This window comes from Flavobacterium sp. (assembly GCF_041911335.1).
Lineage (GTDB): Bacteria > Bacteroidota > Bacteroidia > Flavobacteriales > Flavobacteriaceae > Flavobacterium.
Window position 1 is genome coordinate 69,820 of sequence record NZ_JAYRPD010000045.1, and the last position, 15,280, is coordinate 85,099.

Consider the following 15,280-nt stretch of genomic DNA (forward strand, 5'->3'; position numbering starts at 1 on the left):
TATGATACAAGTTGCTCCACTTTTAGTCTTAGCTTTTTTAGCCATCACTTTTTTACAATCTGGATATGATAAAATTAAAGATTGGAAAGGCAATGTAGAATGGTTAACCGGTCATTTTGCCAATACGATTTTAGCAAAACAAGTTCCGTTTGCTTTAGGAATTGTATTAGTTTTAGAAGTTGTTTCTGGAATTTTATGTGTTTCGGGAATTATCCAACATTTAGTGCAAGATGTAGTAATAAGAGGTTTAGGATTTTATGGTGCTATTTTGTCTTGTATTACGTTACTTTTCCTTTTGTTCGGACAACGTTTAGCAAAAGATTACGATGGTGCAAGAACGATTGTAATTTACTTTATTCCAGCAGTTTTAGTGGTTTTTTGGTTGAACTAATTTAAAATTATTTGATTTTTTATTAGTTAATAAATATTTGCATATCTTTGTAGTGTGAATATTCACTAACATATGACAATTACCAACGAAATATCAAACAGACAACTTGAAATCATCGAGGTTTCAGGAAAAATACTTATTGAAAAAGGAATAAAAGGCTTAACTACAAAAACGGTTGCTTCAGAAATGAATTTTTCAGAAAGTGCTATTTATCGCCATTTCAAATCGAAAGAAGAAATTTTAATTGCTTTACTATCGCTATTAAAACAAAACATGAACAAGCGATTAACCTCAGAAATTAAACCGCAAAATACTGCGGCTGAAAATTTCAAAGCAGTCTTTACAAGTCAATTCAACTATTTTAAAAAGAATCCTCACTTTGTTGTTGCTGTTTTATCAGATGGTTTATTGGATGAATCCGAAGAAATTAAAACGATAATTCTTCAATTGATGCAAAACAAAATGCAATTGTTGGGTCAAATACTTGAACAAGGAAAACAAACCAACGAATTCAATACAGAAATTTCAACCGAAGATTTATTACCAATTATACTCGGTTCATTTCGTTTTCAAATGCTAAAATGGAAATTATCAAACTTTCAATATGATATCACTACAGAAGGCAATAAAACAATTAACAACTTATTGGCTTTAATACAGAAATGAAAATGCCATGAAAAAAATTGAAAATATTCCTATACCTTTAAAAAAAGGATTTTTGATGCTCTTTTCAATCTTTTGTGGATTGTCAAGTTTTTCACAAGAAGAAAGAATTGTAAATTCATTACCAGAAGTACTACAACTTTCTAAAGAAAAAAATTATGCCTTGCAAAATGCAACATTGCAAACGCAATTAGCAAATTTGACAAAAAAAACAGCGATAGGAAATGTATTAAATCCAAGAATTCCTGCAACCGCTCAATCCCTGAATAATTTTGAACAACAAGTAAGTTTTTTACCTGGACCCATCTTTGGACTACCTACAGGAACTTTTAAAGAAGTTACCATGGGACAACAATATACCAGTACTTTTTCGATACAACCACAATTTGATATTTTAAATTTTGGAAGTATTGCCCAAATCAAAAGCGCAAGAATCAACGAACAATTAGTTGAAAATCAAAACAAACTCAACGAGCAAAACATTTATAATCAAATTAATGGTGTGTATTTTAACTTGCTTTCGTTTGAAGCTCAGAAAAAAATTCTTCTAGAAAACATCAAAATAGCCGAAAACTTAGTTTTAATCAACCAAAATAAATTTAACGAAGGAATTACAAGAAAACAAGACGTTAATGAAGCAGAAGCGAATTTAATTGCGCTACAAGATAAATTATCGCAACTTATCTTAAATGAAAAAATACAAAAGCAAAGTTTAGCGCTTTTCTTTGAAAATGAATTTGATTTAAAACTTACAGAACAGCTTTCAAATTATGAAAATAGGGAAGAATTGGTTGCAACCAACTCGACTTTTAAAAGCGAAAACTACAAATTACAATACCAAATGATGCAACAAGATTTAAAAATTGCTCATTTGCAACAATTGCCAGTTTTATCTTTTATTTCATCATTTAATTGGCAAAATCTAAGTAATGTAAACTATTTTGATGCGAATTCAAATTGGGTAAATTTCAACTATGTTGGTTTAAAAGTTACTTGGGATTTTCCAACGAATGTGCAAAAATTAGCCACCGTTTACAATAAAAAAATTCAATTGAATCAATTGAAAAACAATGCAGACCATGCCGAAAAAGAAAATGAATTTGCTAACAAACAACTAGAAATTGAATATGAAAAAGCGATGGAGCAATATAAAAATTTCAAAAAAATATATCTGCTAAAAAAAGACACTTTTGAAAAAAATTTCAATCAATACCAAGAACAAATTTTGCCATTAGACAAGCTTCTAATTTCGCAAAACGATTTGTTAATCAGTGAGATAAATCTGGTAAATGCTTTGGCAAACATAGGATTCTCAAAAAATAAAATTGTGATAAACAACAACTAAAAATATTCTAAAAATGAAAAATAGTCTGTTTCTTTTACTAACACTTTCTACTTTGGTTTCATGTGGAACAAAAGAAGAAGGAAAGCCTGTTGTACAAGACATTAAAGAATTAGTTTTTGCTTCGGGCGAATTAGAATGGGACAATTCTTATAATCTAACTGCTCAAACGGACGGGATTTTAGTAAATGCAACTTTTGATGTAGGGAATAAAGTAACTGAAAACCAAATTATTGCTTCAATTGACAATAAAACTAATGAAAACAATACTGCTTCAGCTAAAGATTTAGTGGTTATTTCCAAAGAAAATTTAACCGAGAATGCTCCAGCTTTACAACAATTACAACAAAATATTAAGTTTGCAGAAAGCAAATATCAACAAGATAAAACGCAAGCCGAACGCTACAAAAGATTGTACGATTCGCAAAGTATTGCCAAAGTGGAATATGAAAACATGCAATTAGCTGCAGAAAATTCCTTATCACAATTAAATGCTTTAAAAAAACAATACCAACAAGTCTTACAGCAATCGAAACAAAATTACATCAACACTGAAAATCAATTGAAAAACAATCAAGTAGTTCTAGGATATAATAAATTGGTTGTTCCACAAAAAGGAACGATTATTAAAAAGCTTAAATTCTCTGGTGATTATGTAAAAAAAGGAGATGTGATTGCCGTAATCGCAGACGAAAATAAAGTGGAAGGCGTTTTAAATGTTGATGAAAATAGTATTGGGAAAGTAAAAATTGGTCAAACAGTTTTTGTGCAATTAAACACCAATAAAAATGAAGTGTATAATGCAAAAGTCAGCGAAATTTTAGCCGCTTTTGATGAGCAAACCCAATCGTTTATTTGTAAAGTAATTTTCGATAAACCTTTGAATACTTCGCTTTATGGAACGCAATTAGAAGCTAATATTCTGGTTGGCGAAAAGAAAAATGCGCTATTAATTCCAAGAAATTTTTTAGGTTTTGGAAACAAAGTAATGGTAAAAGGAAAAGACGAAGCCATTATCGTAAAAACAGGGATAGTTTCTACAGAATATGTAGAAATTTTAGACGGAATCACTAAAGAAGATGTTTTGTTGCCTTTAAAACCATAAGCTATGAACATCAATACAGAAATAGCAAAAACGTATATTATTTCCAACAAAAAACTAACTGCTGTTGCGGCAGCTGGAGTAGTTTTAGGAATGTCTATTTATATTTTTATGAATAGTATGTTAGTTGGTTTTGATAAGAGTTCGAGCGCCAGTATTTTTAAAACAACATCTCATATTCGAGTATATAAAGATGACGAAATTAGCAAGGTTTTGGTTAAAAATTCAAAAGAAAATTACTTGATTATTAATCCGAAAATTGTTCCTTCAAACAATACAATTATTAATCCGAAGTTAATTTCTGAAACCATTTTAAAACAGCCCGAAGTAACTGTAGTAACGCCTCAAGTAAGTGTTAATGTTTTTTATAATAACGGGAAATCACAAATTTCAGGATTAGCAATTGGCATCAAACCTGAAGAAGCGAATGTAATGTACAACATCAAATCGTTTATGGCTGAAGGTAATTTCGACTTATTAAAATCTAATCCAAACGGAATTATTATTGGAAGCGGAATTGCCGAAAAAATGAATGCAAAAATTGGCGATAATATCAATTTAACTTCCTCAAAAAGTGTAAACAAAACGTACAAAGTTGTGGGAATTTTTAAAACCAATAATTCAAAAGTTGATAAATCAAATTCCTATGTAAATTTAGCCAGTTCTCAACAATTATTGAAAGAAGGGGCGTCTTACATTACAGATATTAACGTAAATATTATTGATCCAGAAAAAGCAAAAGCAATAGCTGAAAAAATTTCTAATATAACAGGTTATAAATCAGAAGGTTGGAAAGAAGCCAACGAAACTTTTATGGCGGCCAACAAAATGCGAAAAATGATTATCACTTTTGTTTCTTTAACTATTTTGTTAGTCGCAGGTTTCGGAATTTATAATATTTTAAACATGACGGTTTCTCAAAAAATTAATGATATCGCTATTTTAAAAGCTATGGGTTTTAAAGGAAAAGATGTCATTAGAATATTTGTGACACAAGCAGTAACAATAGGAATCATGGGTGTTATCGGCGGAATGATTATGGCAACTGTTTTAATAACTTTTTTGAAAAAAGTATATGTTGGTGGTGATATTGGTTATTTTCCCATTGATTATGAACCGACAAAATATTTACAAGGCGTTGTTATTGGTTTAGTAATTACTTTTTTCGCAGGCTATATTCCGGCCAAAAAAGCGGCACAAGTTGATCCTGTTACCATTTTTAGAAAATAAATTATGCGTCAAACTATTCTAAAAACCGAAAATATAGATAAATATTTCTATGATCCTATTGAATTTCAAGTCTTGAAAAATATTTCATTTGAAGTTCAAAAAGGAGAATTTCTTTCAATGGTTGGAAAATCGGGCAGTGGTAAATCTACGTTGTTGTATGTTTTATCAACGATGGATACAGAATACAAAGGAAATTTATTCATTGATAACGAATTAATGACAGGTTTGTCAACTGATAAATTAGCAGCTATTCGAAATGAAAAAATCGGTTTTGTTTTTCAATTTCATTACTTACTTTCAGAATTTACGTGCTTAAAAAACGTTATGATTCCTGCGATTAAACTTGGAAAACTTTCCGAAAAAGAAATCGAAGAAAAAGCATACGAAAAACTCAAAATTCTTGGCTTAGAAGATCAAGCTTTAAAACCTGCCAACAAACTTTCGGGCGGACAACAACAGCGTGTAGCAATTGCTCGTGCATTGATAAACGATCCTTTACTAATAATGGGTGACGAACCTACTGGAAATTTAGACAGTAAAAACACCAACATAGTTTTTGATATTTTTCAAGAATTAACTCAAAACTATGGTCAAACCATCATAGCTGTAACACACGATGATGATTTTGCGAAAAAAAGCGACCGAATTATAGAAATGAAAGATGGTTTAATTGTTTAAACTCGCTTTATACAATCGCAATTCATCCCAAGAGAATTGATCACCGTGAATTTCTTTTAATTCGCCTAAACTTTCGCCTTTAAAATCTTTGAAAGCAGTTCTTAAATCGGATATTTTATCTTCTGGTAAAATGTCGGAAAGTTGCACGATTTCCATTTGAATTAACTTGGCAAAATGGTTGTAAATCGTTTGTGGTGTTAGCTTACGATGTTTTGCGATTTCATAAATCGATAAGTTTTGTTTCCACAATTCTAAAGTGTCTTCGTAAGTTGATTTCTTTGGTTCTTTTGTTTTTTTCTTTTTCGAATCGGTGTAATACGAAACGTCTTCATCGTCTTCCACTAAAGCCGCATGCGAAGTTCTAAAACGTTCTGCTACAACTACTAACTTATTGATTTTGTAGGTACTCATGTCTTCCGAAATTAAATTTTGCTTCGAAATTTCTTTTCCTTCGACAATGATATTGGTCAATAATTTTGCTTTTTTAAGTTGTAAAATCGCTTTGATTTGAAGTTCTTCTAACACCAATAATTCGTCATAAAACGTTTTTACTTTTTTAATGCGTTTTACTTCTTCGATTTTCAACAACAATTCTTCGGCAACAGTATCTAAAGTTTTAAAAAAATACTGATAAGCTGCATTACATCGTTCTTTCACGAAATTCACATCGAGATTTTCATCGGAAAAAATTTTATGCAATTGCGACATAAATTTCCCTGAAGGTTCGAGAATTTCAGCGATTTTATCGTGTTGGTTTTTTGCCCAGTCGTTATGCTTTGTTTTTGGTGATTTCGGTGCTTCGGAATTATAACTGAATAAATGATTGCGCCATTCTTGTCCTAATTCTTTGAAATCAAATGAATTAAGCAAAGTATTCAACCAAAAAATTAAGGTTTCTTTAGCTAACGAATGTTGCAAAATTTCTTCAGAAGCTTTGTTTTCAGCATAATTAAGTACTTGTTCATCGCTCGAAATGCCATTCATTCTCAACGGAGAAAGCAAAATAAGCCCTTTTAACGAACGCAAACGCGATAAAGCCACATACGCTTGTCCGGGCGCAAAAACTTGCGATACATCGAGCGCTGCTTTGTCAAAAGTTAAACCTTGACTTTTATGCACCGTAATTGCCCAAGCCAATTTGATAGGGTAGTGGACAAAAGTTCCGATGACTTCTTCTTCGATTTCTTTAGTGTTTTCGTTGACTTTGTAGCGAATATTTTGCCATTCGTAGCGTTCTACTTCAATGGTTTTGTTTTCTTCGGAAAAATGAACAAAAATTTCCTTTTCGGTTAACGAACTGATAACGCCCATTTTTCCGTTGAAGAATTGCTTCTCTAAATTCAAATCGTTTTTAATAAACATGACTTGCGCTCCGACTTTTAGCTGCAATTGTTCTTCTATCGGATAAATTTTTTCAGGAAAATCTCCCGTAATTTCAGGTAAATAAGTAAATTGTTTTCCTTCTAAATCTTTTAAAGATTGTGCGTTTATGGTATCTGCTTTGAAATTATGTGTGGTTAAAATAATGAAACCTTTGTTTTTCTTCAGATCAAAATCAGGTTGCACAAATTGATTTAGCAATTGCACATCTTCTGAAGTGATTTTATTATGACGTAAATGGTTCAAAACATCAATAAATTCGGCATCCGTTTGACGAAAAATTTTATCTAATTCGATATACAAAGGCGGAAATTGCTGTATCACATGCGAATGAAAAAAGAACATGCCTCGGTAATAATTCTTGAGCATTTCCCATTCTTCATTTTTTACCACCGGTGGCAATTGTAATAAATCTCCTATAAAAAGAACTTGAACACCACCGAAAGGTCTTTCATTTCTTCTTACTTTTCGCATCATGAAATCCATCGCATCCAGCACATCAGCACGAAGCATGGAAACTTCATCAATCACTAACAATTCCATATTTCGAATTACCGAACGTTTTATGTTATTCATCTTGAAATGACGTCCAAGCGAATCACGATTTTCGAATTTTATAGAATCTGAAAAATGTGGAAGTTGCTTATTATCAGGAATAAAAGCAGCAAAAGGCAATTGAAACATAGAATGAATTGTTACACCATTTGCATTCAAAGCGGCAATTCCAGTAGGTGCTACAACAACCGTATTTTTATGTGTTGTGGCAATAATTTCTTTTAAAAGTGTGGTTTTTCCGGTTCCTGCTTTTCCGGTAAGGAATATGGATTTATTCGTTTGATTGATAAATCGAAGCGTGTAATTGGCTGCGGCTGATACTTGTTCCATTTGGCGTAAAAATTTAAAAAACAAATATATAGAAACGGATGGAAATAAAAAAGTCCTGATTTCTCAGGACTTTCAATTATTTTTTCTCTTCTTCTTTAGTAGCTACTTTATCGTCTTTCTTAGTCGCTTTATAAGTATCATTAAGCTCTTTCAAAACTTCTTTAGTAATATCATAACCCTCTTTAGCGTAAAGAACTGTTGCAGCATCACCTGTTCCGTAGATATAATCATATCCTTTTTTCTTTCCGTAATCTTTGATAAATTTCTTTACTTCACTAATTAAAGTATCTTTTAAAACAGCTCCTTCTTGTTGCAATTGTTGTACTAAAGCATTTTGCTCTATACCTAATTCTTGCTCTCTTTGTTGTAATGAAGCACCCATTTGTTGTGCCCATTGAGGTCCTTTTGCTTGCGCATTTTGACGGAAATTTTGAGCATCAGCTTGAAAAGCCCTAACTTTTGCTTCTAATGGACGACCTAATTCTTCCGATTTTACTTTGAATTTTTCATCTTCATCTTTGAATTTTTCGTATTTCTCGATTAACTCAGCAGTATCTATATATGCAGTTTTAAAATCTTTTGAACTTGTTTCTGTTTTGTTACATGCTAAAACGCTTAATGCAACACCTAAAATCAATACTAATTTTTTCATGGTTCTATATTGGTAATTAATAATTTTTCGTAAAAGTAATAATAAGTTGTAAAGTAACAAATTTGTTGCTTTTTTATTTATTTTTCAATTATAAGAATTTATTATGTAAATTTTAAAAAATGATAGATTCAAGCTATTGAAACCGACTTTCATAATTTAAATTAGACAAATCATCTAAAAAAAGACAACTAATTATATCAAATTGAATAAAAAAGTTTCTAAAATCGCTTTAAAATGATTTTTACTTGTTTTTTAGCACGTAAATGTGCGATGAAAACTCTTTTTTGAAGAATCCTGATACGTTTGAGATCAAACCGATAAAAAATCCAGAAATGAAATTCATTTTTCCTGATTTATATTTTTCGGATAAAAGTGACACATAAAAACTATCAAACCACATGGGTTTAATATCTTCCAAATTCATATTTTGTTTATCGAATAATTTTTCAATTGCTGTTTTTGAAAAATGCCACAAATGTCTCGGCACATCATAAGCTGCCCAAAATTCTTTATAGTGATTAGCATCGTACGATTTGAAATTTGGAACAGCGATAATAATTGTTCCTGAAGGTTTCAATAAACGTTTTAATTCAGCAACTTGATGTTCGACATCTGGAACGTGTTCTAAAACATGCCACATGGTAATCACATCAAACGAATTACTTTCTAACTTTTCAATCGTATCCCCAAATTTTACTCCTTTACCTAAAGCGATTCCTTTAGCTTTATCGTTTGGCTCAATTCCAAGTATGTCCCAATTCTGATTTTTACATTCCAAAAGAAAATCTCCTGTTCCAGCTCCGATGTCTAAAATTTTACCTTTTAGTGGTTGGTACGAATTAATTAATTTCACTTTATCACGAATTGCTTTTCTTTTGATGAAATGATACATTTTTTCAAACAAGGTACGTTTTCCATCGGTGTGGGAAATGTAATCTTCGAATTCGTAATACGAACCTAATTTATCTAAAGTAGGTTGCGGATGCGTTTTTAAGATTTGATATTCCTCATTTAACAACAAGGAAAAAGATTCTCCAGAAACTGAAAAATCTTTAACGGTAATAAAACTTTTATCTTCTAAAAAATTCATTTATTTTATTTTTATGCGAAAGGCTTATTTTAATAGGCTTGACAGCGTTGTTTCACGTGAAACATTTTTACTGAATACTAAAAACTGAACACTGAACACTTTCTTATCTTCCCATATATATCAACAACACCGAAATATCACTTGGCGAAACTCCACTAATACGTGAAGCTTGTGCGATAGTTCTTGGTCGGATTTTATTTAATTTTTGTTTGGCTTCAATTGAAATGGATTGGATTTTATCAAAATTAAAACTATCCGGAATAATCATGTCTTCTAAACGAGTTAGTTTATCCGCGTTATTTTTTTCCTTTTCGATATAACCAGAATACTTCACTTGAATTTCGGCTTGCTCAACTACTTCTTGATCCAAATCGTGTTCTTCGATATAAGCCGCTACTTTTTTAAACTTTCTGAAATCTTCCAAATCCAATTGCGGACGAGAAAAAACTTTAAACATTTTATCAGGTTGACTCATAGGGGCAGAACCTTTAGCTTCTAATATTGGATTTGCTTCTTCAGGTTTTAAACTTGTTTCTCTAAAGAAATTCACCATCGCTTCCGATTGTGAGAATTTTTGCTCCATTCGAATCAAACGCTCTTCTTTAGCTAAACCAATTTCGAATGCTTTTGGCGTTAATCTGAAATCCGCATTATCTTGACGCAATAAAGTTCTGTACTCAGCACGAGAAGTAAACATACGATATGGTTCCTCAGTTCCTTTTGTAATTAAGTCGTCAATTAAAACTCCAATATACGCTTCGTCTCTTTTAAAGATGAATGGTTCTCTATTCTGCACTTTTAATGCTGCATTTATTCCAGCCATCAAACCTTGAGAAGCAGCTTCTTCGTAACCTGTTGTTCCGTTAATTTGTCCAGCGAAATACAAACCTTCTACTAATTTAGTTTCTAAAGTGTGTTGTAATTGCGTAGGAGGGAAGTAATCATATTCGATAGCATAACCCGGACGGAAAAATTTCACGTTCTCAAATCCGGCAACAGAACGTAATGCTTTGAATTGAATATCTTCTGGTAAGGAAGTTGAGAATCCGTTTATGTAATATTCGCAAGTTGTCCAACCTTCTGGTTCCACAAATAATTGATGACGCTCTTTATCTGCAAAACGATTAATCTTATCTTCAATAGAAGGACAGTATCTTGGACCAATACTTTTAATTCGACCGTTGAACATTGGACTTCTATCAAAACCTTCACGTAAAATATCGTGCACTTCTAAAGAAGTATACGACATCCAACAAGAACGTTGTGTTTTTAAAGGAGCAGTTAAATTTGAATAGGAGAATTTTTCTGGACATTCATCACCTGGTTGTTCCGTCATTTTAGAAAAATCCAAAGAACGACCATCCACGCGTGGAGGGGTTCCCGTTTTCATTCTTCCAGATTCAAAACCTAACTTCACTAAATCTTCTGTGATTCCAAAAGAAGCACTTTCACCAGCACGACCACCACCAAATTGTTTGTCGCCGATATGAATCAAACCATTCAAAAAAGTTCCGTTTGTCAACACAACTGTCATTGATTTAATTTCAACTCCAAGTGAAGTTTTCACTCCAACAATCTTTCCATTCTCTGCTAAAATGCCAGCCACCATTTCTTGGTAAAAATCCAAGTTCGGAGTATTCTCCAGCATCGATCTCCATTCTTCCGAAAAACGCATTCTGTCTGACTGCACTCTTGGTGACCACATCGCAGGACCTTTTGATTTATTCAACATCTTGAATTGGATGGCAGTCTTGTCTGAAACAATTCCAGAGTATCCACCCAAAGCATCAATCTCACGCACGATTTGTCCTTTTGCAATTCCTCCCATAGCAGGATTACACGACATCTGCGCAATGTTTTGAAGATTCATTGTTACCAAAAGAGTAGAACACCCCATGTTGGCAGCAGCAGCAGCAGCTTCACAACCGGCGTGACCAGCACCAACAACAATTACATCATATTGATTTAAAAACATCTTCTATAAATATTATGTTCCACGTGAAACATTTAAAAAAATTCTAGTTTATAAGCTTAATGTTCCACGTGAAACATTTGCATTTTTTCATCTTCTTTCGAACGCATCAAAGCTTCGTCTTCAAGAGACTTATCTTTGTATCCACAATAGTGTAAAACACCATGTGATAATACTCGTTTTAATTCTTCTTCAAAAGAAACGTTAAAATCCTTTGCATTATCTTGAACTCTTTCCACAGAAACGAAAATATCACCCTGTATTAAATTTCCTACTGTATAATCAAAGCTAATAATATCAGTTAAAGTGTCGTGATCTAAATATTCAACATTGATTTTATGTAGGTAATCGTCATCACAAAAGATGTAATTGATTTCGCCTTCATCAAATCCTTCGGATTCTATGATACGAGAAATCCAGTCTTCATATTGTGCTTCGTTTTCTAGTTCGAAATCTGTTTCGTAATTAAAACTAATCATTGCCTTTAAAATAGTTTTGAACCTTCTGGTTAAAATTGGGTTGCAAAGGTAAGCTTTGTCTGTTTAATATTTCAACACTATTCAGATAATCTTTTAATTCCTTAGAAAGTGGAGTAGTTGAACCGTTATAATTCTTATCATTAGTTTTAGACTGACGCTTGGTGTCTTCGCCTTGTTGTTGAATAGCTTTTTCTAATTTTAAAAGTTCGTGTTTTAAATTCAACATCTTTTGCAATGTTTCATTTTTAAAACCTTTATTGATTAATTGCTTTTCGATATCTTTCATTTGGTTCAAAGCATTCTGACCTTGACCCGTCATGCCTTCTTTTTCTAATGCTTTTTGCAAAGCATCACGCAATTGTTGTTGTTCTTTTAAAATTTCCAAAACTTTACCTGCATTGCCTTCGGAACCATTCTCACCATCTTCACCATTCTGCCCCGATTGCCCTTTTTGTTTTCCTTGACCCGGTTTATCACCTGGCTTTTCACCTGGTTTCATTCCTTCTTTCATTTTTTCACCCAAACCATCTTGTTGCTTGATTATATCAGGTAACTGCATTCCTTTACCGCCGCCAGGTTTTGGTTTACCTTTTCCAGAACCTTGACCTTGCATTTCCATATTCATTTCGCTTTGAACATTGCTAAGATAATCCGCCAAACGGTTAGCTGAAGTTAAAACGTATTGCTGGTGTGAAGCTCCTTTTTGAATGTTATTATCGGCTAAAGTTTCTAAAGTCTTATCTAAGTTGTAATGGATTTCACCGACTTCATTCAAAATCGTTTCTGTAATTTTTGGATTACGTAAAGCTACCGCGAACAAACTATCATCCACATGTTTGAATTGTAATTTCAAATCTTGTTGTTTTTTTAAAACTTTGTTCAATTGCAAAGAACGTGTTTGTGTTGCATTTGTAGTCTTAATTAAAGTCTCTTCATCAAATGAAAAAGCTAATAAATTATCTAGAATTTGACGTAACAATTTAGCATCTTCTTGCATTTGTTCCATGTCTCCTGATTGCATAGATTGAGACATTTTCTGACTCATCTGTTTCATTTTAGCGGCTGCTAATTTTTGCTTTGGTTTTGCTTTCTGTTGATTTTGTTTTTGCAATTCTTCAGAAGCTTTTTCCAAATCTTTCTTCACATCTTCTTGTTCGTTCTTATCATTAGGAATGTCCATTGGAGCTTTCAATTCTTTATTCTCCTTGTCCAACTCTTGAAGCTCTTTTTGAATATCATCGAATTCTTTATTGATAGCATCCTGATTTTCTTTTGAATTTTCTTTAGCATCGTCCGCTAATTTATCTTCCTTGTCAGCAAGTTTATCTAATTTATCTGCAATTTGTTCCGCTTTCTTTTCAACGTAAAAACGTTTGGTCAACTCGACTAACTGTTCAAGATTCTGTTGTTGATTTTTGGCATTCTGTTTTAACTTATCGGCTTTATCGAATAATTTATCCTTTTCTAATTTCTTAGAAAGTTCTTCTAGTTCTTTTAGTAACTTCTCATTTTTCTCTGCTTGCTTTTCAGCTTCTTCTAAACGACGTAATAATTCTTCCTTGTCCTTATCTTGTGATTTTGGATTAAATTCTTCTAAATTCTCGGTTAACTTTTTAGTGAATTCTTTCATCATTTCATCTTGCTGTTTTTGACGATTGATAAAGTCTTCCACTTTCTTTTGATCTTTGAAATCTAGTGTAGATTTCTCTTTATTCAACTTTTGTAGTTTGTCCAATTCTGAAAGTTGCTTCTCTTGATTTTGAAGCGATTTTTCTAAACTATTGATGTTTTCATTCTGCTCTAGCAATTGTTTGTCTTCTTTTTGGACCTCTGTAAGTTCATAATGAAGAAAAATAGAAGATTTTGTGCTTTTATAATTGTTAACTACATCATTATCAAATACTTCAAAGTAATATTCATAATTTACACCTTGCTCAATTGATAAACCGTTAGGAAATGAATAAATAAATTGATCAACTGCTTGATTTTTGATTGGTAAATTAGCTTTTCGAACTGCATTTGGATTTCCTTTAGGATAAAATACTACTTGCAGTCTAGATAAACCATGATCATCGGAAACCTGACCAATCATCATTTTAGATTTTAACTTTAATGAATCAGGTGCTGTTTGAACTGAAATACTTGGATATTGATCTTTAATAATTGCAATATGATACGCTAATTTTTCAAATTCAGTAATATTTTTATTTGAAGTAATAACTTCATAATTCAGATTGTCAACAATTTTTCTCGATAATGAAAACGTATTTTCTTTTGATGAAAATGGACTAACTTGATTGTTGGATTTAAAACTAACTTTATCAGTTGCCAATGCATTGATTTTCCAACTCACAACAGTTCCTTCTGGAACAACTGCATTCCCAGTTCCTTGAATCGTTTCCGATTTCTTACCTAAATAAGATGGATACTGCAATACCATTTCGAAATTAGCAATCGTAGGAACATCAACAACATTAAGTTGGTATTCTTTAGAATTCAATCCGTTTGCTTGAAAAGAAAATGAAATGTCTTTTGTTACTTTAGAAAAGGTATATTCAAAAACTCCTGGTTTAGTGCTTTGTAAAAAATATTCCTCATCACCAATTTGAATCGCTACATTTTCAGGCATTACTTTTCCTTGTGTTTTCACTTGAAGTACAAAATCGGAATTCTGTTGTGCGGTTAACGATTTATTCAAAACCACAAATTCAAACGGAGCTGGTGGAGCGAATTTCGTTTCATAATTTAACACACGAGTAAAACTTTTCGATATGATTTCAGAATTTCCGGTAACGAAAAACAAAATCAATAATAGAATTGGAATAATTGCATAAGGCAAAAACTTTTTGTTCTTAGCAAAATTCACCGCATTTGAAAACGGAATTGGTTGTAACGAAGCTGCTTTTTGTTCGATTGAAGCCGCTAATAATTCCGAAGTTTGACTTTGATTGGCCAATTGCAAAAAGTTCAACAACTTGTCTTGCACTTCCGAAAAATGATTTCCTATGATTTCTGATGCTTGTTCGTAATTGATTCCTTGTTGCAATTTGAATAATTTAAACAACGGAAAAGCAATGAATCGAATCAATAAAAACGTTTCTACACCTACGAACAACCAGAACAAAATGGTTCTTCCTGAAGTGGATAACCATAAAAAGTATTCAATCAATAAGGTAAAAATGAAATACAACAAGCCCAATCCGATGAAAAGAATGACACCTTTTATCAGTTCATTGGTATAAAACTTCTTGATAAACCCTTCGAGCTTATCGAAAATAATGCTTTTTGCTTCCAAGATTGTTGATATACTGTTTATAACCGATAAAAATACAACATGTTTCTAGAATTGTCAATAGGTTTTTAGTGAAACTTAACATTTGTAGCTTTGGATTGTTAATAACCTAATGATTTTCTAA

Annotated in this window: 12 protein-coding genes; 6 read left to right on the forward strand and 6 right to left on the reverse strand. The window is 32.1% G+C overall.

The window, feature by feature from the left end:
• Nucleotide 1 precedes the first annotated feature (1 nt).
• From ACE3PD_RS07295 to ACE3PD_RS07320, 6 genes are all read left to right on the forward strand, one after another.
• Nucleotides 2-391, forward strand: coding sequence for a DoxX family membrane protein (locus ACE3PD_RS07295; protein WP_026725407.1), 390 nt, complete (start codon nucleotides 2-4; stop codon nucleotides 389-391).
• 72 nt (nucleotides 392-463) lie between these two features.
• The gene (locus ACE3PD_RS07300; RefSeq protein ID WP_374401018.1) at nucleotides 464-1,057 is read left to right on the forward strand and encodes a TetR/AcrR family transcriptional regulator; all 594 of its coding nucleotides are present in this window, start codon (nucleotides 464-466) and stop codon (nucleotides 1,055-1,057) included.
• A gap of 7 nt (nucleotides 1,058-1,064) precedes the next feature.
• Nucleotides 1,065-2,399 carry a TolC family protein gene (locus ACE3PD_RS07305; RefSeq protein WP_374401020.1) on the forward strand — a complete coding sequence of 445 codons (1,335 nt, stop codon included), beginning with the start codon at nucleotides 1,065-1,067 and terminating at the stop codon, nucleotides 2,397-2,399.
• A gap of 13 nt (nucleotides 2,400-2,412) precedes the next feature.
• The gene (locus ACE3PD_RS07310) at nucleotides 2,413-3,501 is read left to right on the forward strand and encodes an efflux RND transporter periplasmic adaptor subunit (protein ID WP_374401022.1); all 1,089 of its coding nucleotides are present in this window, start codon (nucleotides 2,413-2,415) and stop codon (nucleotides 3,499-3,501) included.
• 3 nt (nucleotides 3,502-3,504) lie between these two features.
• Nucleotides 3,505-4,728: an ABC transporter permease gene (locus ACE3PD_RS07315; RefSeq protein ID WP_374401024.1), complete on the forward strand. Its 1,224-nt coding sequence runs from the start codon at nucleotides 3,505-3,507 to the stop codon at nucleotides 4,726-4,728.
• Nucleotides 4,729-4,731: 3 nt separating this feature from the next.
• On the forward strand, nucleotides 4,732-5,406 hold the full coding sequence (locus ACE3PD_RS07320; RefSeq protein WP_166235468.1) for an ABC transporter ATP-binding protein: 675 nt from the start codon (nucleotides 4,732-4,734) through the stop codon (nucleotides 5,404-5,406).
• Here ACE3PD_RS07320 and ACE3PD_RS07325 read toward each other — a convergent pair.
• The 6 genes from ACE3PD_RS07325 to ACE3PD_RS07350 form a co-directional block, all read right to left on the reverse strand.
• A complete protein-coding gene (locus ACE3PD_RS07325; RefSeq protein ID WP_374401026.1) occupies nucleotides 5,395-7,671 on the reverse strand; it encodes a helix-turn-helix domain-containing protein in 2,277 nt (758 codons plus the stop codon). The two genes, ACE3PD_RS07320 and ACE3PD_RS07325, sit on opposite strands and share 12 nt — an antisense overlap.
• 76 nt (nucleotides 7,672-7,747) lie before the next feature.
• Nucleotides 7,748-8,323, reverse strand: a complete 576-nt coding sequence (locus tag ACE3PD_RS07330; RefSeq protein ID WP_374401028.1) for an OmpH family outer membrane protein — start codon at nucleotides 8,321-8,323, stop codon at nucleotides 7,748-7,750.
• Between the two features lie 241 nt (nucleotides 8,324-8,564).
• Complete coding sequence (locus ACE3PD_RS07335; RefSeq protein ID WP_374401030.1) at nucleotides 8,565-9,413, reverse strand: methyltransferase domain-containing protein; 849 nt, start codon at nucleotides 9,411-9,413, stop codon at nucleotides 8,565-8,567.
• A 103-nt stretch (nucleotides 9,414-9,516) separates the two neighbouring features.
• On the reverse strand, nucleotides 9,517-11,388 hold the full coding sequence (gene mnmG / locus ACE3PD_RS07340; RefSeq protein WP_374401032.1) for a tRNA uridine-5-carboxymethylaminomethyl(34) synthesis enzyme MnmG: 1,872 nt from the start codon (nucleotides 11,386-11,388) through the stop codon (nucleotides 9,517-9,519).
• A gap of 56 nt (nucleotides 11,389-11,444) precedes the next feature.
• Nucleotides 11,445-11,864 (reverse strand): rRNA maturation RNase YbeY, encoded by a 420-nt coding sequence (gene ybeY / locus ACE3PD_RS07345; protein ID WP_374401034.1) that lies wholly within the window; start codon nucleotides 11,862-11,864, stop codon nucleotides 11,445-11,447.
• The gene (locus ACE3PD_RS07350; RefSeq protein ID WP_374401036.1) at nucleotides 11,857-15,159 is read right to left on the reverse strand and encodes a hypothetical protein; all 3,303 of its coding nucleotides are present in this window, start codon (nucleotides 15,157-15,159) and stop codon (nucleotides 11,857-11,859) included. Before ACE3PD_RS07350 ends, ybeY begins: the two co-directional genes overlap by 8 nt.
• Nucleotides 15,160-15,280 lie beyond the last annotated feature (121 nt).